The sequence below is a fragment of the Streptomyces sp. NPDC046805 genome (assembly GCF_040645355.1).
Lineage (GTDB): Bacteria > Actinomycetota > Actinomycetes > Streptomycetales > Streptomycetaceae > Streptomyces.
Genome location: NZ_JBEYYC010000005.1, coordinates 87,950 through 111,431 on the forward strand (window position 1 = coordinate 87,950; position 23,482 = coordinate 111,431).

17 protein-coding genes are annotated in these 23,482 nt (G+C 71.7%); 4 read left to right on the forward strand and 13 right to left on the reverse strand.

Annotation, left to right across the window (positions count from 1 at the left end):
- Positions 1-10: 10 nt before the first annotated feature.
- From ABZ910_RS08105 to ABZ910_RS08115, 3 genes are all read right to left on the reverse strand, one after another.
- Positions 11-3,679 carry an AAA family ATPase gene (locus ABZ910_RS08105; protein WP_361360784.1) on the reverse strand — a complete coding sequence of 1,223 codons (3,669 nt, stop codon included), beginning with the start codon at positions 3,677-3,679 and terminating at the stop codon, positions 11-13.
- A 254-nt stretch (positions 3,680-3,933) separates the two neighbouring features.
- Entirely contained in the window at positions 3,934-4,137 is a 204-nt protein-coding gene (locus tag ABZ910_RS08110) for a hypothetical protein (protein ID WP_058922942.1), read from the reverse strand.
- A gap of 380 nt (positions 4,138-4,517) precedes the next feature.
- Positions 4,518-4,799 (reverse strand): acylphosphatase, encoded by a 282-nt coding sequence (locus ABZ910_RS08115; protein ID WP_361360786.1) that lies wholly within the window; start codon positions 4,797-4,799, stop codon positions 4,518-4,520.
- A gap of 280 nt (positions 4,800-5,079) precedes the next feature.
- On the opposite strand from ABZ910_RS08115, the gene ABZ910_RS08120 reads away from it, so the two are divergent.
- Together ABZ910_RS08120 and ABZ910_RS08125 are read left to right on the forward strand one after the other, a co-directional pair.
- Positions 5,080-6,471 carry a CAP domain-containing protein gene (locus ABZ910_RS08120; protein ID WP_361360788.1) on the forward strand — a complete coding sequence of 464 codons (1,392 nt, stop codon included), beginning with the start codon at positions 5,080-5,082 and terminating at the stop codon, positions 6,469-6,471.
- Between the two features lie 356 nt (positions 6,472-6,827).
- Complete coding sequence (locus ABZ910_RS08125) at positions 6,828-8,042, forward strand: IS110 family transposase (protein WP_361360790.1); 1,215 nt, start codon at positions 6,828-6,830, stop codon at positions 8,040-8,042.
- Between the two features lie 53 nt (positions 8,043-8,095).
- On the opposite strand, the gene ABZ910_RS08130 is transcribed toward ABZ910_RS08125, so the two are convergent.
- The 9 genes from ABZ910_RS08130 to recG form a co-directional block, all read right to left on the reverse strand.
- Complete coding sequence (locus ABZ910_RS08130; protein ID WP_361360792.1) at positions 8,096-8,776, reverse strand: DUF4328 domain-containing protein; 681 nt, start codon at positions 8,774-8,776, stop codon at positions 8,096-8,098.
- Between the two features lie 337 nt (positions 8,777-9,113).
- On the reverse strand, positions 9,114-9,974 hold the full coding sequence (mutM, locus tag ABZ910_RS08135; protein WP_361360794.1) for a bifunctional DNA-formamidopyrimidine glycosylase/DNA-(apurinic or apyrimidinic site) lyase: 861 nt from the start codon (positions 9,972-9,974) through the stop codon (positions 9,114-9,116).
- 97 nt (positions 9,975-10,071) lie between these two features.
- The gene (gene rnc / locus ABZ910_RS08140) at positions 10,072-10,911 is read right to left on the reverse strand and encodes a ribonuclease III (protein ID WP_361360796.1); all 840 of its coding nucleotides are present in this window, start codon (positions 10,909-10,911) and stop codon (positions 10,072-10,074) included.
- 7 nt (positions 10,912-10,918) lie between these two features.
- Positions 10,919-11,092: a 50S ribosomal protein L32 gene (gene rpmF, locus ABZ910_RS08145; protein ID WP_028802425.1), complete on the reverse strand. Its 174-nt coding sequence runs from the start codon at positions 11,090-11,092 to the stop codon at positions 10,919-10,921.
- A 2-nt stretch (positions 11,093-11,094) separates the two neighbouring features.
- Positions 11,095-11,748, reverse strand: a complete 654-nt coding sequence (locus ABZ910_RS08150) for a YceD family protein (protein WP_361360798.1) — start codon at positions 11,746-11,748, stop codon at positions 11,095-11,097.
- A 166-nt stretch (positions 11,749-11,914) separates the two neighbouring features.
- Positions 11,915-13,048, reverse strand: coding sequence for a cell division initiation protein (locus ABZ910_RS08155; protein ID WP_361360800.1), 1,134 nt, complete (start codon positions 13,046-13,048; stop codon positions 11,915-11,917).
- A 121-nt stretch (positions 13,049-13,169) separates the two neighbouring features.
- A complete protein-coding gene (gene coaD / locus ABZ910_RS08160; RefSeq protein ID WP_361361028.1) occupies positions 13,170-13,649 on the reverse strand; it encodes a pantetheine-phosphate adenylyltransferase in 480 nt (159 codons plus the stop codon).
- Between the two features lie 26 nt (positions 13,650-13,675).
- The gene (gene rsmD / locus ABZ910_RS08165; RefSeq protein ID WP_361360802.1) at positions 13,676-14,263 is read right to left on the reverse strand and encodes a 16S rRNA (guanine(966)-N(2))-methyltransferase RsmD; all 588 of its coding nucleotides are present in this window, start codon (positions 14,261-14,263) and stop codon (positions 13,676-13,678) included.
- A gap of 176 nt (positions 14,264-14,439) precedes the next feature.
- On the reverse strand, positions 14,440-16,650 hold the full coding sequence (gene recG, locus ABZ910_RS08170; RefSeq protein ID WP_361360804.1) for an ATP-dependent DNA helicase RecG: 2,211 nt from the start codon (positions 16,648-16,650) through the stop codon (positions 14,440-14,442).
- 165 nt (positions 16,651-16,815) lie between these two features.
- Between recG and ABZ910_RS08175 the strand changes: the two genes are divergently transcribed.
- Both ABZ910_RS08175 and ABZ910_RS08180 read left to right on the forward strand, forming a co-directional pair.
- Positions 16,816-18,672, forward strand: coding sequence for an HSP90 family protein (locus ABZ910_RS08175; protein ID WP_361360806.1), 1,857 nt, complete (start codon positions 16,816-16,818; stop codon positions 18,670-18,672).
- Positions 18,669-21,638, forward strand: a complete 2,970-nt coding sequence (locus tag ABZ910_RS08180; RefSeq protein WP_361360808.1) for a tetratricopeptide repeat protein — start codon at positions 18,669-18,671, stop codon at positions 21,636-21,638. Before ABZ910_RS08175 ends, ABZ910_RS08180 begins: the two co-directional genes overlap by 4 nt.
- A gap of 25 nt (positions 21,639-21,663) precedes the next feature.
- On the opposite strand, the gene ABZ910_RS08185 is transcribed toward ABZ910_RS08180, so the two are convergent.
- Positions 21,664-23,394 (reverse strand): DAK2 domain-containing protein, encoded by a 1,731-nt coding sequence (locus ABZ910_RS08185; protein ID WP_361360810.1) that lies wholly within the window; start codon positions 23,392-23,394, stop codon positions 21,664-21,666.
- Positions 23,395-23,482: the final 88 nt, after the last annotated feature.

Consider the following 23,482-nt stretch of genomic DNA (forward strand, 5'->3'; position numbering starts at 1 on the left):
ACGTCGGTTGTCAGCGGAGGCGTTGGCTGATGACCTTCGATACACCGTCACCCTGCATGGAGACGCCGTACAGTGCGTCGGCCACCTCCATGGTGCGCTTCTGGTGGGTGATCACGATGAGCTGCGACGTCTCCTGCAGCTCCTGCATGATCCGGATCAGCCGCTGCAGGTTGGTGTCGTCGAGGGCGGCCTCGACCTCGTCCATCACATAGAAGGGGCTGGGCCGGGCCTTGAAGATGGACACCAGCATCGCCACGGCGGTCAGCGACCGTTCGCCGCCGGACAGCAGGGAGAGCCGCTTGACCTTCTTGCCCGGCGGCCGGGCCTCGACATCGACGCCCGTGGTGAGCATGTTGTCGGGATCGGTCAGGACCAGACGTCCCTCTCCACCGGGGAAGAGCCGGCTGAAGACGCCCTCGAACTCGCGGGCGGTGTCCCGGTAGGCCTCAGTGAAGACCTGCTCGACGCGCTCGTCGACCTCCTTCACGACCTGAAGGAGGTCGGCGCGCGTCTTCTTCAGGTCCTCCAACTGCTCGCTGAGGAACTTGTGGCGTTCCTCCAGGGCCGCGAACTCCTCCAGCGCGAGCGGGTTCACCTTGCCGAGCTGCTGGTACGCCCGCTCCGCCGCCTTGAGCCGCTTCTCCTGCTCGGCGCGCACGAACGGTCGCGGCCGGTTGCGCGCGTGCTCCGGATCCTCGGGCAGTTCCTCGCCCTCGGCGGGCGGCGAGGGCGGCACCGGCTGGTGCGGGCCGTACTCGGCCATGAGCCCGGCCGGCTCCACGCCGAGTTCCTCCAGCGCCTTGGCCTCCAACTGCTCGATGCGCAGCCGCTTCTCCGCGCCGAGCACCTCGCCCCGGTGCACCGAGTCCGTCAGCTTGTCCAGCTCGCCCTTCAGATCACGTCCGGCGTTCCGGGCGGCGGCCAGCTCCCGCTCCCGCAGATCCTTGGCGGCCTCGGCGGCGACGCGCTCCTCCTCGGCCCGGCCGAGCGACACCTCGACGTGCGTGAGCAACTGCCGCGCACCGGAGGCGACGGCCTGAGCCACGTCCGCCTCGTACCGCAACCGGGCCCGCCGCTGTTCGGCACGCGCGCGTGCCTCGCGCTCGGCGCGGGCGCCCCGGTCCAGCGCGTCGGCCCGCCCCGCGAGCCCCTTGACCCGCTCCTCGTGCGTACGGACCTGGAGCCGGGCCTCCATCTCGGTCTGCCGCGCGTTGGCCCCGTCGGCGGCGAGCCGGTCCCGTACGAAGGTGTCCGGCTCCTCCTCGACCGGCATCTCCTCGGCGACGGCAAGCCGCTCGGCCAGCTCCTCGGCCTCCTGTACGGCACGGTCGAGCGCCTCCAGCGCACGCGCCGCCGCCGCGACGGAACGCTCGGCCTCGCCCGCGGCCCCGCGCGCCTGCCCGGCGAGCCGCCCGAGCTGCTGGGCGACGGCCGACTTCTCCCGGTCGGCCGCGCGCCGCCGCTCCCCCAGCTCCTCGACGAGCGCGGCACGCTCTGTGCGCCGCTCGGCCGCCGCGCGCTGCGCCTCGGCCAGCTCCTCGCACCGCACCGCCAACTCGTCCAGCTCGGCGGCGGCCTCGTCGACGGAGGCCTGCACTTCAAGGAGGCTCGGCGCCCCGGCCGACCCACCGTGCGCGAAGTGCGCCCCGAGCAGGTCGCCCTCGGCCGTCACGGCGGTCAGGTCAGGGCGCGCGTAGACGAGATCCTCGGCGTCCTCCAGGGTGCCGACGACGACGATCCCCCGCAGCAGCCGCCGTACGGCGGGCATGAGCTCGGCCGGGCCACGGACCAGGTCGGCGGCGAAGGGGGGTCGGGTGGAGGGAGTGCCTTCGGCGGCGTCAGCGGCCGTCGAGGTCGAGGCGGGGGCGGAGGTGCTCCCGGCACCGGCACCGGCGCCCGTGTCCGCGGGCCCGGCATGCTCGGGGTACCCGCCACGGCCCCTCTCGTCGCAACCCTCCGGGGCGCCGGCCAGCAGCAGGGCCGCGCGGCCGGCGTCCTGCTTGCGCAGCAGCCTGATCGCGTCGGCCGCCGATGCCGGGGTCGCCACGGCGATCGCGTCGGCCGCCATGCCGAAGGCAGCGGCCAGGGGTACCTCATACCCCGGGGTCACCGTCAGCAGCTCGGCCGCCGGACCCAGCAGGCCCGTCAGTCGGTCCCGGGCGCCCAGGAGCGCGCCGGTGCCGTCCTTGCGGCGCAGGCCCAGGGCGAGCGCCTCGTGGCGGGCCTGCGTCGCGGCGCGCTTGCGTTCCGCTGCCGTGGTCGCTTCGCGTGCCGCCGTCAGGGCTCCCTCCGCCTCGGCGAGCTCGCGCTTGGCCGCCTCGTGCTGCCCGGCGAGTTCCACGTCGCCGGCGTCGAGGCCGTCGACCTCGGCTTTGAGGGCTTCGTACTCCTCCTGGGCGGCGACCGCCCGCTCCCCCGCCTCGTCACGCGCGGCGGCCAGCCGGTCGATCTCCGCCTGGGCGGACGCGGCGCGCGAGCGGGCCGCGTTGACCTGGCCGGACAGCCGGGCCAGTCCCTCGCGGCGGTCGGCGATGGCGCGGGCGACGTCCTTCAGGCGCCGTTCCTCCGCGGCCAGTTCGCGCTCCAGGTCGGCGCGGTGGGCGACGGTGTCGTCCAGCGCGTGCTGGGCCGCTTCCAGGGCGGCCTCCAGTTCGGCCTCTTGCTCACGGATGCGGGCGGCCTCGCGCTCCATGTCCTCGGGGTCGCGGCCGCGCCGTTCCTCAGGAGGCGCGGAGGTCGCGCTCTTCACGCGCGCGTCGGCCAGCGAGATCGTGCCGCGGGCGCGTTCGGCCAGCTGGGAGAGCTCGTGCCAGGTCTGCTGGGCGCGCTGCAGTCGGGGCGTGAGCCGGCGGACCTCGTCCTCCAGCAGGGCCTCGCGCTGGAGCGCCTTCCGCAGCTCCTGCTCGGCGGCCTCCTTGCGCTGCTTGAGCTCGGCCTCGTCGGCGATCTCGGTCTTGAGCGCTTCGCGGAGTCGTACGAGATCGTCCGCGAGCAGCCGGAGACGGGCGTCGCGCAGGTCCGCCTGGATCACCGCGGCCCGGCGGGCCACCGCCGCCTGCCGGCCGAGCGGCTTGAGCTGGCGGCGCAGTTCGTCGGTGAGGTCCTGCACGCGCGCGAGGTTGGCCTGCATCGCGTCGAGCTTCCGCAGCGCCTTCTCCTTGCGCTTGCGGTGCTTGAGGACGCCGGCCGCCTCTTCGATGAAGGCGCGGCGGCCCATCGGATCGGCGTGCAGGACGGAGTCGAGCTGGCCCTGGCCGACGATGACGTGCATCTCGCGGCCGATGCCGGAGTCGGAGAGGAGCTCCTGGATGTCGAGGAGGCGGCAGGTGTCGCCGTTGATCTGGTACTCGCTGCCGCCGTTGCGGAACATGATCCGCGTGATGGTGACCTCGGCGTACTCGATGGGCAGGGCCCCGTCGGAGTTGTCGATGGTCAGGGACACCTCGGCCCGGCCGAGCGGCGGACGCCCGGTGGTGCCGGCGAAGATGACGTCCTCCATCTTGCCGCCGCGCAGCGACTTGGCGCCCTGCTCGCCCATGACCCAGCTGAGCGCGTCCACGACGTTGGACTTGCCCGAGCCGTTCGGGCCGACGACGCACGTGATCCCCGGCTCCAGCCGCAGCGTGGTCGCCGAGGCGAACGACTTGAACCCGCGGAGGGTCAGCGCCTTGAGATGCACGCCGTCGGACTCTACCTTCCGCCGCTATATCACCGCATGAACACGAGCATCCGCACGTATCTCACTCCGAGAACATGCGCAACCGCTCGGTTTCACGCATGAACATGCAGGGCACACCAGACGTTGAAGAGGGTGAAAGGATGCGCGGGGGAAAGAAAGAAGGGACGCCGAAGCGTCCCTTGCAACTCTGACAACTTAGCGGTCGATACGAGCAGCCCAACCGCTGCGTGTGCCGTCGTGGAGCAGTACAGCGATCAGGTGAGCGCAGGCTCCGCCTGGTGTGCGTCGATGCTCTCCATGATCCTGTCGTGAGAAGCGGCAGCCGTCAGCGCGTCGTTCTCGGCCTGGATCCGTACGAGCTCGGATTCCAGGTCCTGTACACGCTGCTGGAGCCGTCGCATCTCGGCGAGGAGTCGCGGGTCGGAGCCGCCGACGTAACCGAGAAGCGCCTTTGCCATGATTGATGGTCCTCCACACTGAGTGACCGACCGAATGCGGTGTGGGTCGTGAGGGATCGCACCAGGGGTGCTTGACACACTCAAGTGTTGCTCTGCCGTTGCTACATGCCAAACAGCTAAGGTGCGCGGGGCTTTCAGCGTCTCACCAAAAAGTTTGACGGTCAACACGATCACGCCCCGCATCGGCGGGCATCCCTGGGCTCGCGGCCGTTGGACGGCGGCGCTGCGAATCCTGCGGGGCCCTCAGGGCACGGCGATCATTCTTCCCTCGGGAGCCTCCCACGGCAAGCAATTCTTGGCAACCACCAGGCTCTTTTCCCTTCAGGCGGGGAGCGGCGAAGGCCCCTCCGCTTCGACCCGCGAGCCTTCGGGGGTCGGGGTCAGCGAACGGCGAAACCGTCGTAGCCGCCGCGAGGTGTGTCCCATATCTCGGTGACACCGTCGACATCCCCGGGCGTGTCACCGCCCTGAAGCCATGCGAGCAGCCCCTCGCATCCCTCGCGCGCCCCCTCGGCGACCACCTGGACCCGTCCGTCCCCCAGGTTGAGGGCAAAACCGCTCAAGCCGCCGATCTCCAGGGCCTTGGCCCGCGTGAACCAGCGAAACCCCACACCTTGGACGCGCCCCCGCACCCAGGCGACCATCCGTACTTCCTCACTCATGGGTGCAACCTAACCAGCCAATGTCCCAGGAGACACTTCCTCCCCCAGCCGTTTGCGGTACCGTCCCGACCCGTGAAGCTCGCGTGAAACTCACTCGATCGAGTGAGAAGAGTCGATCACAGGGACTACAGGAACCACTCGGACCGTAAAGATCGCGGACATCGCGGAGATCACGCGGATCGCATGCCTCACATGGATCCCGTGGATCGCACGGACCTCATGGCCCAGCGCGCAGGACGGGTCCCGGGCCGGCCGCGAGGGCGAGGAAGAGGGCAAGGACATGGGACGCCACCGACGCTCCGCCGCCGGCCGCGCCGCCAGGAGCCGCGCCACGGGGGGCACGGGAACGGACGGCTCCTATGCGGGGGGCCACGACTATCACGGCTATCACGACTACGCGGGCGGCCATGACCCGTACGACGCGTACGCGCGTGAGCTGTACGCGCGCGCCCGGGACTCGTACGCGGAGGGCAGGGGCCGGCGCACGGACGGCGGGGACTCGTACGCGCGCGGCCACGGCTCGTACGCGGAGGGCCAGGGTCGCTACACGGACGGCCGGGACTCGTACGCGGCCGACCGGACCGGCATCGGTATCGCGCCCTATCTGAACCCCGAGGCGTACGGCGCCACCGACGAGCGCAGCTCGGCGTACCTCTACGCGACCGACGACGACTACGCCCGGGCCACGAACACCGTCGTCCTGCCCACGGATCGGCACACCGACGGATTCACGAACAGCTTCGCGGAGAGCTTCACGGGCGGATTCGCCGAGGAGCTCACGGATGCGTTCGATGCGTTAACCCCGGTGTTCACTCCGGGTGGCGGGTCCCGGGAGCGGGGGCACCGGCGCAAGAAGAAGGCCGCGACGCCCGTGCGGACGGGGCTGCTCGGGGTCTCCGCCGCCGTCGCCCTCGGCACGGTCGCGGTGGCCGCGGGTGTGGTGCCCGGCCTGGACAACTACCGGCTCGGCGGCGGCACCAGCACCACGGGCGGCGGCAGCGTGCAGGCCGGGGGTGCACCCGGCAACTCGGCCTCCGAGCAGGGCGGCACCTCCGGCAGCGCCGACGGGGGCGGGGCCGGCGGATCCACCGCGAGCCGTGACACCCACCGCACCGTGTCGCCCACACCGTCCGCCCCGGCGTCCTCGGCGCCCGCGCAGTCCACGCCCCCCTCGACGCCGTCGGAGAAGCCGAAGGCGCCCCACTCGAAGAAGCCGCACACCACGCCGACCGACAAGGCCCCGAAGAGTCCGAAGGCCCCGCCGAAGACGTCCGCCCCGGGGAAGGTCTCCGCTCAGGCCGCCGCGCAGGCGGAGGTGCTGAAGCTGGTCAACCGGGAGCGCGCGAAGGTGGGCTGCACCCCGCTGGCGGCGAACGGTTCACTGACCGAGCTGGCCGCGTCCTTCAGTCTGGACATGGCCGCGCGGGACTTCTTCGACCACACCGACCCGACCGGGCTGACCCCGTGGGACCGGGCCGCCCAGGTCGGCATAACGGACCTCGGCGGCGAGAACATAGCCCGGGGCCAGACCGACCCGGCCGCCGTCATGGAGGCCTGGATGAACAGCCCCGGCCACCGCGCCAACATACTGAACTGCGACTACAGGACCCTCGGCGTCGGCGTGCACTTCGGGCTCGGCGGCCCCTGGTGGACCCAGGACTTCGGCTACTGACCTATTCGCAGGTCAGAGACTTACGCACCGCCCTGGGCCGTCTCGGGGCCGTCGCCCGTGGGCTCATCCCCTGGAAGACGCGATCAACGGCGGCCCGGGTACGGGTCCCGCTCCATGCTCACTCGCCCCATGGCAGCTCCCGCCCAAAGCCGCTCCGTAAGGTGTTTGGCGGTCCGGAAGAGCGGGGTGTGGCTCTAAAGTCGCTTGCCCCCGGTGGCTCCGGTGGAGTGGCCGCCCCGCTCTTCGGGACGCCCGGGCCGCTGATTGAGATGTGCGAATCGGTCGCTGTTTACGGAGCTGACGGCGGGGTGTCCTCGGACCGGAACGGCACGCTGTCCGAAGCCGAGGAGACGCACATGACCACACAGGTGCCCTGCTTATGGGTCGGTATCGACGCCAGCAAGGCCCACCACTGGTGGGTCGCCATCGACGACACCGGAACCACCGTCTGGAGCCGGAAGGTCAGCAACGACGAGGCCGTCATCCTCGCTGGCCTGAACGAGGTCCTTGCACTCGCCAGCGAGGTCCGTTGGGCAGTGGACCTCACCGGCACCGCGCCCGCCCTGTTGCTGGCCCTGCTCGCCGACCACGGCCAACGAATCGTCTACGTACCTGGCCGAACGGTCAACCGCATGGCCGGCGCCTACAGGGGCGAGGCCAAGACAGATGCCCGCGACGCCTACGTCATCGCCGAAACAGCCCGTCTACGGAAGGACTTCGCCGCCGTCGAGGTGCCCGCGAACCCGGTCGCTGATTTGGCTCTGCTCACGACCCACCGCACCGACTTGATCGCCGACCGGGTCCGTCTGCTCAACCGCCTCCACGACGTGCTCACCGGCATCAGTCCTGCCCTCGAAGCGGCCTTCGACTACGCCGACCACAAGGGCGCCCTGATCCTGCTCACCGGCTACCAGACCCCCGCCGCCCTGCGCCGCTGCGGCCAGGCCCGCCTGACCCGCTGGCTCACCGCACGAGGCGTGCGCCACCCCGAAACCGTCGCCGCCACCGCCCTCACCGCCGCACATGCCCAGCACATCCAACTACCCGGCCAGGACACGGCCGCGGGCATCACCGCAGACCTCGCAGCGCAAGTGCTGGCCCTGGACGAACGGCTCAAGCAGCTCGACCGGCAGATCAGCGACGCCTTCCACACCCACCCGCAGGCCGCCGTCATCGAGTCAATGCCTGGCATCGGCCCCATCCTCGGAGCCGAGTTCCTCGTCGCCGCAGGTGACCTGGCCGCCTACCCCGACGCCGGTCACCTCGCCTCCGCCGCCGGCCTGGTCCCCGTCGCCAAGGACTCCGGACGCCGCACCGGCAACCTCCGCCGGCCCCAACGCTACAGCCGCCGCCTACGCAGAGTGTTCTACCTCTCCGCGCAGACCAGCATCATCCGCAACGGCCCCAACCGGACCTACTACCTCAAGAAACGAGCCCAAGGACACAAGCACATACCCGCCGTCATCGCCCTCGCCCGCCGCCGCGTCGACGTCCTCTGGGCCCTACTACGGGACGACCGCCCCTTCACCGCCAGCCCACCAGCTAGGACACCGGCCGCTACAGCAGCTTGACTCGGTCATTAAGACTCCACCGACCGCGTGGGCATGCATACGCCCAGGGGCCTTCAAGACGCCGTTCGGCCTGTCGCCCAAACCTCGACGGGCGCAATCGAAGCGGCGCGCTCCAACCGGCGAATGAGCTGCCAGAGGACGACGATCGATAGCACAGCGGCACAGATGTCCAGACCGTCGCTGATGATGATCTGTCGCAGGGCATGACGAGCCTGGTCCGTAGTGACAGCCTTCTTCAAGTCCTTGGAGGCATCGTTGAACGCATACGAATTCGCTGCCACCAGGACAGACAGCCACCACGCTGTAAGCAGGGGATGTCCGCGTCTACGGTGCGGTTCCGGCTGGCCGGCAGCCCACAGATCGTTGACGAACATCTTGGGCACGAAGAGCTGCGCAACCGGTATCACCCAGCCAAAGACCAGCCACGCCTTGCGCCGGCGCTGTCCCTGGGGCCAGAGCACATCCGCGACATCGCGCATGTTGGCGAGCCAGATGCTGAACTGAAGCAGGGCGACGAGGAGCAGCCCTGTTCGCCAGCCCATCAGGTTTCTGAAATACGTGTCGACCTCGACCAGCGGGTTGTCGACGTACGGCCCCGGCGTCATCGGTCCCGCCAGCAGTTGGTATTTGTGCCATGCCGCCAGCCCGGCCGCGACAGCCACCAGCGCGAACGCGGCGAGCGCGACGCTGGCAAACCAAGCCTGCCCGCGCGGCAACCTGACTGTTCCGACCACGTCACACCTCCTGGAGGCCTCCCGTTCGGACTCCTCGCAGGTCGGCAGCGGATCTTAACCCTCGGGGGAGCGGATACAACAGCGTCTTTGCGTCGAGGGCCGTTATCCGCCTGCGCGTCGAGCACCCTCCGGGCCGTCTCCGGGCCGTCGGAGGGTGCTCAATGACGACCAACACTGACAACCACCGACGGCTGAGTCGCAGGTCGCAGCGTTGATCGATTACACGGCCGCAGGTCAGAGACCCGACCGTCACTTCTTCGGCTACTGAGTCCGACGACCGGCGGGCGTCGTCACGACGCGACGCGACGCGACGCGGGCGCCGCGACAAGACGTGGCGCTACGACGAGACGCGCGGCGCCCGCTGGCAGGTCGGGCAGAAGTAGCTGGACCGGTTCATCCAGGGGCGGCGGCGCATCGGCGTACCGCACCTCTTGCACGGCAGTCCCTCGCGCCCGTACGCGTCGAGTGAGCGGTCGAAGTAGCCCGATTCTCCGTTGACGTTGACATACAGGCTGTCGAAGCTGGTGCCGCCGACCGCGAGGGCCGCGTTCATCACGTCCCGTACGTGGCCCAGGAGTTCGGCCGTGCGGGGGCGGGTGAGGGTCGCGGTCGGGCGCTCGTAGTGGAGGCGGGCTCGCCACAGGGCCTCGTCCGCGTAGATGTTGCCGACGCCGCTGATCAACGACTGGTCCAGCAGGGCCCGTTTGACGGTGGTGCGCTTGCGGCGCAGGGACTGGTGGAAGGCCTCGTCGTCGAAGAGCGGGTCCAGGGGGTCGCGGGCGATGTGCGCGATGACGTCGGGCAGCCCGTCGGGGGTGTTGTCGTGCAACGACAGTCCGCCGAAGGTGCGTTGGTCGACGAAGCGCAGTTCCGTGTCCACCTCGTCGGCGAAGGTGACGCGGATGCGCAGGTGCTTCTCGTCCGGGGCCTCGTGCGGCTGCACCAGCAGCTGGCCGCTCATGCCGAGGTGCGCCAGGACGGACTGGTCGGTGTCCTCCAGGGGCAGCCACAGGTACTTGCCGCGGCGGCTGGGGACGCCGATTTGGTGGTCCTTGAGGCGGTGCGCGAAGTCGTCGGCGCCGGCCACGTGGCGGCGGACGGCGCGCGGGTGGAACACGTCGACGCCGGCGACCGTGCGGTGGGCGACCCACCGCTCCAGGCCGCGCCGTACGACCTCGACCTCGGGCAACTCGGGCATGGGATCCCCCGTGGGAAAGCGTGTATGAGCCGAAGATAACCGTGGATGCGCCGAGCGCCCGCCCCGGGTCGGGACGGGCGCTCGGGTGCGCTGTTCGTCAGGCGGAGGCGGACGACGCGGTGTCGTTCGCGGGGTTGCTCTCGGCGGCCTCCGTGGCCGCCTTGGAGCGCGCGTCCGCGTCGGCCCGGATGGACCGCCAGGCGGACTCGGCGGCCTGCTGCTCCGCCTCCTTCTTGCTGCGGCCGGTGCCGGTGCCGTACGAGACGCCTCCGACGCGGGCGGCAGCAGTGAAGGTCTTCTCGTGGTCGGGGCCGGTCTCCGTGACCAGGTACTCGGGCACGCCGAGCCCCTCGGTCGCGGTGAGCTCCTGGAGACTGGTCTTCCAGTCCAGGCCGGCTCCGAGGTTGGAGGACTTCTCGATCAGCGGGTCGAAGAGCCGGTGCACCAGCTCCGCCGCCGAGTCGAGGCCCCGGTCGAGATAGACCGCGCCGATCACCGCTTCCAGGGTGTCGGCGAGGATGGACGCCTTGTCCCGGCCGCCCGTTCCCTCTTCACCGCGGCCCAGCCGGATGAAGGAGCCCAGGTCGAGACCGCGACCCACCTCCGCGAGCGCACGCGAGTTCACCACCGCGGCCCGCAGCTTGGCCAGCTGGCCTTCAGGCAGGTCGGGGTGGATGCGGTACAGCGTGTCGGTGACGACGAGGCCGAGGACGGAGTCACCGAGGAACTCCAGCCGCTCGTTCGTCGGCAGACCGCCGTTCTCGTACGCGTAGGAACGGTGGGTCAGTGCACGCACCAGAAGGGCGGACTCGACCTCATAGCCGAGCCGCCCTTCCAGAAGCGTGTGGGACGAGGCCGTGTTGTCCGCCTTCTTCTTGGCGGGTGCGTCCATCTTGGCGTCAGCCGCCTTCTTGGGACTGGACACAGTGCCTCTCACCAGCCGCTCAGACCTCGAGGACCTGGCGCTTGTTGTAGGTGCCACAAGCCGGGCACGCGATGTGCTGCTGCTTGGGCTCGTGGCAGCGCTCGCACGCAACCAGGGTGGGGACCGCAGCCTTCCACTGCGACCGGCGGTGGCGCGTGTTGCTGCGCGACATCTTCCGCTTCGGAACAGCCACGGCTACTTCTCCTGCTTCTCGTCGGCGGGCGCTGATCGAGGCACGCCGCCGCTCATCTCGTCCTTCTCGCCGTCCGACATGGTGCCGGCGAGTCCCTGCAAAGCCGCCCAACGAATGTCGACGGCATCGTGATGGTGGTCCGGGTCGTCAGCGAGCCGCACTCCGCACTCGGAGCACAGTCCCGGGCAGTCTTCCTGGCACACCGGCTGCATCGGCAGTGCGAGCACCACCGCATCACGCAGCACCGGTTCGAGGTCGAAGAGTCCGTCCTCGAGGTAGAACCTCTCCTCGTCGTCCTCGGCGTCGTCGCCCGGCTCCGCGATCACGCGGCCCCGGTCGTCGGCGTCAGGGTACGAGAACAGCTCCTGGAAGTCCGCTTCGAGGTCGTACTCGAGCGGCTCCAGACACCTTACGCACTCTCCCTCGGCCTGTGCACGGGCGGTGCCTGTGACGAGCACCCCTTCCATGACCGACTCGAGTCGGAGTTCGAGCTCCACCGGGGCGCCTTCCGGCACTCCGATGACTCCCTGGACACCGAAGTCCTTGGGGGCGTCGATCGTGCGGGTCAGCCTCTGCAGCGCACCAGGACGCCGCCCCAGGTCGTGTGTGTCGAACACGAGGGGCTTGCGGTGGTCGAGGTGAGCGTGAGGGGCCATTCCTGCTTTCGATCTCTGAGCTCAGAGGGACACTGCCCTTCGGTGTCGCCGGGCAGCGCTGATCGCGGACGTATGCGCGACCGAACAGCCAGGATACTGGACCTTTCGCTCTCGGCCCAATCGGCCCGACGTCCCCACCGTCGGCCCCGGGTCCACCGCCCCGGTACTACAGGCCCCGCCCCTGCTCGTACGCCCGCAACTGCTCGGCACTGATCATGCTGGTGTCGAAGAGGCTGGTCTCGTCGAGAGCGTAGCCCTGCTGCTGGTGCTGCTGCTGTTGCTCGTGGGCCTGGTGCGGGTCGTAGGCGGCCTGCTGGGCGTCGTAACCCTGGACCGGAAGTCCGGCCGCCGGAGCGTAGTCGACGGGGGCATAGGGGTCGGCCTGCTGGTAGCCGTACGGGTCGTAGACCTGCTGGCCCTGCTGCTGCGGGAAGGCGGCGTACGGGTCGGTCTGCTGGTAGCCGTAGGGGTCGTGCGGGGCCATATCCGCCTCGGCGTAGACCTCCTGCGGGATCTCCTGGGGGATCCCCTGCGGCATCTCCGGCCGGGTCTCCTGCCGTGCCGGCTGCCCGGCCGGGGCGTCCGCGAGGGCCGCGAGGTCGGCGAGGTAGTCGGCGTCGCTGGAGTGCTGGAGCTTCGTGGAGTCGTCGGCGAGGGCGCCGAGGTCGTCGCTGGCGATACGACCGTGCAGCTTCTGGCGGCCGCGGCCGACCGCGTCCAGGGTCGCGGCGAGGACCGCCTCGAAGGCGCCCAGCTTGGCGTCGACATACGCGTCGGCGTTGTGGCGCAGGGTCTCGGGGTCGTGGCTGCGCTCGGGGGCGTCCTCGTCCTCGTAACCGTGCTCGTCGAGGCCGGGACCGGTGCCGAGGAGCTTCTCGCGGCCGCGGCCGACCGAGCCGAGGGTCTTGGTGAGGACGACCTCGAAGTTGGCGAGCTTGGAGTCGACGTAGTCGTCGGCCTCGGCGCGGACCTCCTCGGCCTCCTGCTGGGCCTCCGTGACGATCCGGTCGGCCTCGGCCTGGGAGCGGCGGGCCACCTCGGTGCCGGAGACCAGCGAGCCGCGCTCGGCGTGCGCGTTCTCGATGATCTGCTCGGCCTCCTGGCGGGCCAGCTCGACCATCTGCTCACGGCCGCCGATCAGCTCCTGGGCGTGCGCGAGGGAGTCGGGCAGGGCCTGACGCACCTCTTCGAGCAGCGCGAGCAGGTCGGCGCGGTTGACCACACACGACGCCGACATGGGCATGGCGCGGGCGCCTGAGACCGCGGCCACGATCTCGTCGAGCTTCTTCTGCACGTCCACCTGTGCTCGCCACTCTCTACAGCCGGGTTGGAGACGGACGAGACCGACTGTACGTCCATGTGGTGTCCGTCGGACACCGGGTGACGGTTTGTCAGGCTCCGACGGATTTCGCCCGCCTCGCTCAGCCCTGCTTGAGGCGCTCCGTGAGGGCGTCGAGGACGATCGGCGGGACCAGGTGCGAGACGTCGCCGCCCCAGGTCGCGACCTCCTTGACCAGGGAGGACGACAGGAAGCTGTAGGTGGGGTTGGTGGGCACGAAGAGGGTCTCCACGCCCGAGAGGCCGTTGTTCATCTGGGCCATCTGCAGCTCGTAGTCGAAGTCGCTGACCGCGCGCAGCCCCTTGACGATGGCGGGGATGTCGCGCTGCTTGCAGAAGTCGACCAGCAGGCCGTGGAAGGCCTCGACCCGTACGTTCCCGTACTCGGCGGTGACCTGGCGGATCAGGTCGATCCGCTCGTCGATCTCGAACAGGCCCTTCTTGGCCTTGTTGATCATCACCGCGACGTAGACCTCGTCATAGAGACGGGAGGCGCGGGAAATGATGTCGAGATGTCCGTTGGTGATCGGGTCGAACGACCCGGGACAGACGGCGCGGCGCACTTGAGATCCCTCGCTCTCCGGTCCGGTCATCGTGCGTCTTCGCACGTAGAGGCGGCGCGACCGTACCAAAACGTCCCTTCGCCGTAGCGACGGGACCGGATCGCCTCGAAGCCGTCGGGCCAGTGGAATTCGCCGCCTCTTGTGCTGCGCTCCACGGTGACGAGGGCTTCCTCCGCTAGCCAGCCTTCCGAGCGGAGTGTGAGGAGAATCTCGCCAAGATCGTCGTCCGAAACGGCATAAGGCGGGTCGATAAAGACGAGGTCGTACGGCTCGGCCGGTGCCGGGGTCTGGATGATCTGTTCCGCTTTGCCCGCCCTGACCTCCGCGCCGGGAAGGCCCAGGTTCTTCACATTCTCGCGGACGGTGCGCACGGCACGCGCGTCGGCTTCGACGAGCAGGGTGTGGCCCGCGCCGCGGGACAGCGCCTCCAGGCCGACGGCGCCCGAGCCCGCGTACAGGTCGAGGACGCGCTCACCGTCCAGGGGGCCGCCGAGCAGGGACTGCCAGGTGGAGAACAGGCCCTCGCGCGCGCGGTCGGAGGTGGGGCGCGTGCGGGTTCCCTGCGGGACGGCCAGGCGGCGTCCGCCGGCTTTGCCGGCGATCACGCGGGTCATTTTCGGGGTCCTTCTTCGAAGAGCTGCTGTGACTCGATGAGCCGCTTTGGCTCGATGAGCTGCTTTATGTGGTCAGTTTGGCAGCCTCGGGAGGGGGGTGCTTGACCGCCGTCGGCGGGTGCGGGTTCGTTCGGGCTCGTCGCTCCGTTCCCCGCGCCCCTTTCGGGCGGGACCGCTCAGCCCTTCTCCAGGTACTGCTCCCTCTCCTCGTCCAACAGGGCGTCCAGGGCCGTGCGCAGGCCGGGCAGCCCCTCCAGTTCCGGGTCCGCGGCGACCAGCTCGGTGGCCTCCTTGCGGGCCTCGGTGATGATCTCCTCGTCGTCGATGACGGCGAGCACCCGCAGGCTGGAGCGGGCGCCCGACTGGGCCTGGCCCAGGACGTCGCCCTCGCGGCGCTGTTCGAGGTCGATGCGGGAGAGCTCGAAGCCGTCGAGGGTGGCGGCCACGGCGCCCAGGCGCTGGCGGGCCGGGCTCGCCTCGGGCATCTCGGTGACCAGCAGGCACAGCCCGGCGGCCGAGCCGCGTCCCACCCGGCCGCGCAGCTGGTGCAGCTGGGAGACGCCGAAGCGGTCGGCGTCCATGATCACCATGGCAGTGGCGTTGGGCACGTTGACGCCGACCTCGATGACGGTCGTGGCGACCAGGACGTCGGTCTCCCCGGCCGCGAAGCGGCGCATGACGGCGTCCTTGTCGTCGGGCTGCATACGGCCGTGCAGCACCTCGACCCTGAGCCCCAGGAGCGGGCCCGCGGCGAGCTGCTCGGCAACGTCGAGGACGGCGAGCGGGGGGCGCTTCTCGGCCTCGTCCTCGGGGGACTTCTTCTTGCCCTTGGCGTCGGCGCCCTCATCGACGGAGTCGCCGATGCGCGGGCAGACGACGTACGCCTGGTGCCCGGCCGCGACCTCCTCACGCACCCGCTCCCACGCGCGCTCCAGGAAGTGCGGCTTGTCGGCGGCCGGGACGACATGGCTGGCGATGGGCGAGCGACCGGCCGGCAACTGGTCGAGGACGGAGGTCTCCAGGTCGCCGAAGACGGTCATGGCGACGGTCCGCGGAATCGGCGTCGCGGTCATGACGAGCAGATGGGGCGGCTGCTTGCCCTTGCCGCGCAGGGCGTCGCGCTGCTCGACGCCGAAGCGGTGCTGCTCGTCGACGACGACCAGGCCGAGGTCGTGGAACTGCACCTTGTCCTCGATCAGCGCGTGCGTGCCGATCACGATCCCGGCCTCGCCGGTGGCGAGGTCGAGCAGCGCCTGCCGCCGCGCGGCCGCCCCCATGGACCCGGTGAGCAGCACGACCTTGGTCGCCTTGTCGGCACCCCCGAGCATCCCGCCCTCGGCCAGCTCGCCCATCATCTCGGTGACCGACCGGTGGTGCTGCTGGGCGAGCACCTCGGTGGGCGCGAGCATGACGGCCTGCCCGCCGGAGTCGACGACGGCGAGCATGGCGCGCAGCGCGACGAGGGTCTTACCACTGCCGACCTCGCCCTGCAGCAGCCGGTGCATCGGATGCTCGGTGGCCAGGTCGTCGAAGATCTCCTTGGAGACCTTCCGCTGGCCGTCGGTGAGCGTGAAGGGGAGGCGGTCGTCGAAGGCCGCGAGGAGGCCGTCGGGGGTGGGCTTGCGCGCGACCGCGGGGAGTTGGGCGTCAACCCGGCGGCGGCGGGCCAGGGCGACCTGCAGGACGAAGGCCTCGTCCCACTTGAGGCGGGCGCGGGCGTCCTCGATGTCCGCCTTGGTGTGCGGGCGGTGGATCTTGAGCAGGGCCTCGGGGAGAGGGGTCAGGCCGCGGTCCGCGCGGAGGGAGTCGGGCAGCGGGTCGAGGGCCTCCTGCGCGCTGGGCAGCACCGTCTGGATCGCCTTGCCGATCTTCCAGGACTCCAGCTTGGTGGTGGCGGGGTAGATCGGGATGAGGGCTCCGGCCCACGACTCGACGTCCTCCTCGCCGTCCTCCCCCAGCAACTGGTATGCCGGATGCGCCAGTTGAAGGCGCCGGTTGAACATGGAGACCTTGCCCGCGAACATCGCGCGCGTGCCGGGCAGCAGTTCCTTCAGGGGCTTGTGAACGCCGTTGCCGAAGAAGACGAGTTGGAGGCGGCCGCTGCCGTCCGTGATCGTGACTTCGAGGCGCTGGCCCTTGCCGCGGGGAGTCCTGGGGGAGGCGAAGGTGTGCAGGCGGGCGTCGGCGACCTGGGCGACCACCGTGACGTGCTCGTCCATGGGGAGGTCGGCGAGGTGGGTGAGCTGGCCCCGCTCCTCGTAGCGGCGCGGATAGTGGTGCAGGAGGTCACCGACGGTGTGCAGGTCGAGGTTCTCGGCCATCACCTTCGCGGTGGCGGGGCCGAGCGCCTTCTTCAGTGGTTCTCGCAGTGCGGGCACGAGATCCATTGCACACCACATCACTGACAAAGCCGTAGACGGACCGGGAAACCCGTGGTCAGGCAGGTCGTTCGGGCTCTAGGATGGCGCGTTCCGGCCTGCCCGCGGTCACCTCCCCACACGGGACCGCCCGACCCCGCGCCGTCGCGAAGTCCCCCCACCGGCGCTGTGACGATGGACTACCAGACCTCACAGTCATCCCAGAATTCCCAGACCTCCCAGTCACCTCACACACCACAGACACCTCATACGTTCCAGGTCGACCTGCGCGGTCTGGTGGACCTGCTCTCCCACCACCTGTACTCCAGCCCCAAGGTCTATCTGCGCGAGCTGCTGCAGAACGCGGTGGACGCCATCACCGCCCGGCGGGCCGAGGAGCCCGGCGCCCCGGCCCGCGTGCGGCTGCACGCGGAGGACGGCACCCTGCGCGTGGAGGACACCGGCGTCGGGCTCACCGAGTCGGACGTGCACAGCCTGCTGGCGACCATCGGCCGCAGCTCCAAGCGGGCGGAGGGACTGCAGGAGGCCCGCTCCGACTTCCTGGGCCAGTTCGGCATCGGACTGCTCGCCTGCTTCGTGGTCGCCGAGCGCATCCGGGTCGTCAGCCGCAGCGCCCGTACGCCCGAGGCGCCGCCCGTGGAGTGGACGGCACGCGACGACGGCTCGTACACCGTGCGGACGCTGCCCGACGAGGCCCGGCCCGAACCCGGCACCACCGTGCACCTGGTGGCACGCGCCGGCGCCGGCGAGTGGCTCACGCCCGAGCGGGTCCGGGAGCTGGCACGGGACTTCGGGTCGCTGCTGCCGTACGACGTGCGCGTGGGCGACGAGTCGGTCACCGACCTGCCGGCGCCCTGGGACCACCCGTACCCCTCGCCCGGCGCGCGCCGGGTGGCGCTGGCCCGGCACTGCCACGAGCTCTTCGGCTTCACGCCGCTGGACTCCATCGCCCTGGACGTACCGCTCGCCGGGATCCGTGGCGTGGCGTACGTGCTGCCGTCGGCGGTGAGCCCCGCCCAGCGCGCGACGCACCGGGTGCACCTGAAGGGCATGCTGCTCACCGAGCGCGCCGAACAGCTCCTGCCGGACTGGGCGTTCTTCGTGCGCTGCGTCCTGGACACGGACAGCCTGCGGCCCACCGCCTCACGCGAGGCGCTGTACGAGGACGAGACGCTGGCGGCCGTGCGCGAGGCGCTCGGTGAGCGGATCCGCTCCTGGCTGACCGGGCTCGCGGCGGGTGACCCGCAGCGGCTGGCGGCCTTCCTGTCCGTGCACCACCTGGGGGTCAAGTCCCTCGCCCGGCACGACCGGGAGATGCTGCGCACGATGCTGCCGTGGCTCCCCTTCGAGACGACCGACGGTCAGCTGTCCCTGGAGGAGTTCGCGCAGCGGCACCCCGTGGTGCACTTCACACGGACGGTCGAGGAGTACCGGCAGGTCGCGCCGATCGCCTCCGCGCAGGGCGTCGGGGTGGTCAACGGCGGTTACACGTACGACAGCGAGCTGGTCGAGGCGCTGCCGTCGGTGCGTCCGGGGACGGTGGTCGCCGAGCTGGACGCGGACACCGTGACCGCGCACCTGGACGCGGTCGACCCGGCCGAGGAGCTGGCGCTGTCCGGCTTCCTCGCGGCCGCGCGGGCGAAGCTCGATCCGCTGGGGTGCGACGTCGCCCTGCGCGCCTTCCATCCGCTGTCCGTGCCCGCGCTGCACCTGGACGACCGGGCGGCCCGGCACGAGCAGGCCCGCACGGAGGCCGAGGAGCAGGCCGACGACCTGTGGGCGGGCATCCTCGGCGCGCTGCGCGGCAGCGCCCCGCGCGCGCGTCTGGTGCTCAACCACCTCAATCCGCTGGTACGGCGGATCAGTTCGCTCGACGACCCGGAGCTGATCGGCACCGCGACCGAGTCGCTGTACGGGCAGGCGCTGCTCATGGCGCAGCGCCCGCTGCGGCCCGCGGACTCGGCGCTGCTGAACCGGGCGTTCATCGGCCTGCTGGAATGGGCCACTCACGGGGAGGGCGGTCACCGATGACCGGGATCACGGACTTCGACGCGCTGCGCCGCGCGATGGCGGAGAACTCCGAGCTGCCGGAGGGCCCGGCCCGCAACGCGCGCGCGGAGCAGCTGCTGGCCGAGGCAGAGAAGCTGAACATCCCGCTCGCCGTGATCGAGGCGCTCGGGCATCAGCTGAAGGTCTACAACTACAGCTCCGAAGCGGACAAGATGTTCGTCCCGTTCGCGCGGCTGCTACGCATGTGGGACGAGCGGCCCGAGGACTTCGACGCGTACGAGACGCACGCGCTGCACTGGGCCTTCAAGTGGATGTCGGCCGGGATGCTGGACCAGCCGCACATCCCGCTCGCCTCGATCGAGAAGTGGCTCGGCGAGATGGAGCACCGCTACCGGCTCGCCGGGCACTCGGAACGGGCCGTGCGCAGTGCCGAGTTCAGCGTGGCCTCGCACATCGGGGACCTGGAGCGCGCCGAGCGGGCGTACGCCGCGTGGCTGGCCGCCGACCGCGACCGGATGGCCGACTGCCGTGCCTGCGAGCTGCACGGGCAGGGGGTGTGGCAGGTCAGTCGGGGCCGGGACGCCGAGGCGCTGGAGCTGTGGCGGCCGGTCGTGGAGGGCGAGTACACCTGCGCGCACGAGCCGCACGCAGTCCTCGCGTCCTCTCTGGCGCCGCTGCTGCGGCTCGGCCGCACGGAGGAGGCCCGCGCCCACCATCTGCGCGGCTTCCGGCTGGTGCGGTCGATGGAGAGCATGCGGGGCGCGTACGCGGACCACGTGGAGTTCTGCGCGCTGTCCGGCAACGAGGCGCGCGGTCTGGAGCTGCTCGCCGAGCGGCCGGCGTACTTCACCGACACCGGGCAGCCGCGCACCGGGATGGACTTCCTGGCCGTGGTGGCCCTGCTGATGGACCGCCTGACCGAGCGGGGGCTCGGGGAGCAGCCGGTGCCCGGCCCGGCCGGACAGGCCTGGACCGCGCGGGAACTGGCCGCGCACGCGCGCGCGGAGGCCCTGGAACTGGCCGCGCGGTTCGACGGGCGCAACGGCTCGTCGCACATCGGCGAGCGAGTACGGGAGCGGATGGATCAGCGCCCGCTGGTGGAGCGGCTGCCGCTCGGGGTGCGCACGGCCGCCGTGCCACGGCCCGTGGCGTCCCCGGCCGCCGCCGCTGCTGCTGCTTCCTCGGCTGCGGAGGGCGAGCCCGGACTGCCCGAGCTGCTCGCGGAGGCCCGGCGGCGGTCGGACGCCCTCGACCCGCGCACCCTGGAGGCGTGGGAGGTGGTCTCCCGGACGGCCGAGGGCGTCGACGAGGGCGTCGAGCTGGACGCGCGCACGCGCGCGGAGCTCGCCGACCACGCGGCGATGGCCGCCGGCCCCGAGGGCGTCGAACAGTTCCACCGGGCCGCCGACCTGTACGCGGAGGCGGGCGATCCCGGCGAGGCGCTGGCCGCACGCGCGCGTGCCGCCTACGTACGCGCGCTGGTCGGCGACATGGACGAGGCGCTCGCGGCGATCACCGAGCCGTACGACGGCGTCCGCGACCTGTACGCCCGGGACGCCACCGGTGTGCGACAGACGGCGTCCGTGCTGATGAGCCGCGCGCGCATCCTGACGCGGCGGATGCACGACGAGGACGCCGGTGACAGTGCCGCCCCCGCCGCCGAGCAGGCCGTGCGCGAGCTGCTGGCGCTCGTCGAGGAGCGCACCGAAGGCGACCTGCGGCTGGCGTCCCGCGCCGCCGAGGGGCGGGCCATGCTCGCGGAGGTCGCGGAGCACACCGGCGACGCGGAGAACGCTGCGGAGCTGTTCCGGCAGGCCGCCGAGCGGTACGTGGCGGCGGGGCTGCCGTGGTTCGCGGCGGAGTACGACGTGCGGGTGGCCGTTCTCGCCGGTGAGCGCGGCGACCTGGCCGAGGCCGAGGAGGCGCTGCGGGCGGCCCTGAAGCACGGCGGGCCGTACGTGGAGGGGGTCGAGCGAGCCCAGCTGCATCTCCGGCTGACCCAGGTCCTCGGGGGCCGGGGCGAGGTCGCCGAGGCCGCGGAGCACGCCCTGGAGGCCGCCCACTGGGCCGACGAGGCAGGCGAGAGCGGCACGCTGGGCGCCTGGGCACGGCACCAGCTGGGCGGCTTCCTGCTGCGGCAGGGACGGTACGCGGAGGCCGCCGAGGTGCTGGAGTCGGCGCTGTCCGACCTGAGCGCCGAGACGCACGGCGACGGCGCGGTCGTACAGGCGCGGTGGTGGCTCGGCGACTGCCTGGGCGAGCTCGGCGAGCACCGGGAGGCCGCCGAGCACCGGCTGCGGGCGGCGGAGATCGCCCGGCACTGGCCCGAGCAGCGCGACCACGCCATGCTGGCCCACCTCGCCGCGGAGTCCCTCAGCCGGGCGGGGCTGCCCGCCGAGGCGGACCAGGCCTACACGCGCGCGGGCGACCTGTGGCGCTCCCTCGGCGACATGGGCGGCCTCGTCCGCACCCTGCGCGCCCGCGCGTGGCTGGCGCTGCGCACCGAGGCCGGGATCGACGGCGCGCGGGAGCTGATGGCGGGCGCGGTCGGGGAGTGCACGGAGGCGTTGGAGGCCTCGGACGACGCTCCGGACGATGCGGCGGACCGGGAACGGCTCACCGCCGAACTCGGCCACACCCACCGGCAGTTCGGCGATCTGCTGGCCCGCTGGGCATCCGCGGAGGACGAGGACGCCGAGGAGGGCGACGAAGCCTGGGACGCCACGTTCCGGGCCGTGTTCGAGGAGGCGCTGGACCAGGTGACGCGGGCCGTCGCGGTGTTCGAGTCCCTGGGGGACGCCGCGCTGCACAGCCGTACGGGCGCCGAGCTCGCCGCGGGCTGGCTGGCGGCCGACCTGGACCGCCCGGCCGAGGCGCTCGCACGCGCGCGTGCGGTGCGGGAGGCCTACGCGGGGGCCGACGAAACGGACGAGACCGTGCTGGCGCGGCGGGCGGAGGCGGACAAGATGCTGACGCTTCCCCAGTAGCCGGAGCGCTGGGACGCGCCGCGGCTCACTCCACGCCGATGAGCAGCAGCGCTCCCTGCCGGCCGCCTCGGTAGACCACCGTGTCGACGGCGAGGTACGCCTCCCGTACGCGGGCTTCGAGGCGGTCGGCGACGGCTTCGGGCGTCTCCTCCCCGAGGACTATGGTGACCAGCTCACCGCCGGCCTGGAGCATGCGCTCCAGGACGGTTTCGGCGGTGGCGGTGACGTCCGAGCCGATCACGGCCACGTCGCCGTCGATGAGGCCGAGGACGTCTCCGGCCTGGCAGATGCCGGCCATGGTCCAGGACTGGTGCTCCGCGACGGCGACCTCGGCGTAGCGGGTCGCACCCGCCGCCGACGTCATCGACACCACGTCCTCGTCGAAGCGGCGCCCCGGTTCGTGTACGGCGAGCGCTGCTATGCCCTGCACCGCGGAGCGCGTCGGGATGAGGGCGACGCGGATGCCGTCCGCGCGGGCCTGCTCGGCGGCCGCGGCCGCGGTGTGACGCAGCTCGGCGTCGTTGGGCAGCAGCACGACCTCGCGCGCGTGGGCGCGTCGTACGGCCTCGGCGAGTTCCCCGCTCGCGGGCGGCTCCCCGGGGCGTGCCAGCACGGTGGTGGCCCCGGCCTCGGTGTACAGCCCGGCCAGGCCCTCGCCGGGCACGACCGCGACGACGGCCCGCTGCACCCGCTCCCGGGGCGTCCGCTCGCCGCCGCCGGTGTGTACGTCGCCGAGCCCGAAGTGGGTGATCCGGATCCGGTACGGCCGCCCGGCCTCGACGCCCGCCTCCACGGCGGCGCCGGCGTCGTCGACGTGCACGTGCACGTTCCACAGCCCGTCGCCGCCGACCACGACGAGGGAGTCACCGAGAGCGTCCAGCCGGTCCCGCAGCCGGGCCACGGCGGCGTCGCCGGCCTCCAGCAGATAGATCACCTCGAAGGCGGGCCCCCCTTGTCCGGCCCCGTCGGCGCACCCTTCCGCCCCTGCGCTCCCGGACATGGGCTCCACGCGCGCGTACGTCTCCTCGACGGGGCCTCCCTGCGGGAGCCCCGCGTCTCCCGGCGCCTCCCCCGTGAACGTCTCCACCAGCGCCGCGAGCACCACCACGAGCCCCCGCCCGCCGGCGTCGACCACCCCCGCCCGCTCCAGGACGGCCAGCTGCCTCGGGGTCGCCGCCAGCGCCGCGCGCGCCCCTTCGTAGGCGGCCCGCGCGACCGCCCCGCAGTCGCCCGCGGCACCCTCGGCGGCGTCGGCGGCCGCCGAGGCGACGGACAGGACGGTCCCCTCGACCGGGTGGGCCACGGCCTGGCGGGCGGAGTCGGCGGCGTGCCGCAGGGCGAGCTGGAGCCCCGGCCCGTCGGCGTGATCCGTATCACCCGCGGCCGGAGCGCCGACGGGCGTCTCGTCGCTCGCGGCGAGCACCTGCGCCATGCCGCGCAGCAGCTGCGCGAGGATCGTCCCGGAGTTGCCGCGCGCCCCGATGAGGGCGCCGTGCGCCATCGCACGTACGGCCTCGGCCGGTGTCGGCCGGGCACCCTCGCCGGCACCCGCCTCGTACCCGGAGAACACGGCCTCGACCGCTGCCGCGGCCGACTCCACCGTCAGGTACAGGTTGGTTCCGGTGTCGCCGTCGGCCACCGGGTACACGTTGATCGCGTCGATCTCCTCGCGCGCCCGCCCGAGCGCCCGGAGCGCGTGACCGCACCAGGTGCGCACCGCGAGAGCATCGAAGAATGTCTGCGGCACCTGCGCCACCTGCGCCTCCTTGAGCTGCTGGACGTGGGACGCAGCGTAGACCCCGGGCCGGTGCCCGCCGGAGGAGGGCCGGGAGCCGGGCCCCGGG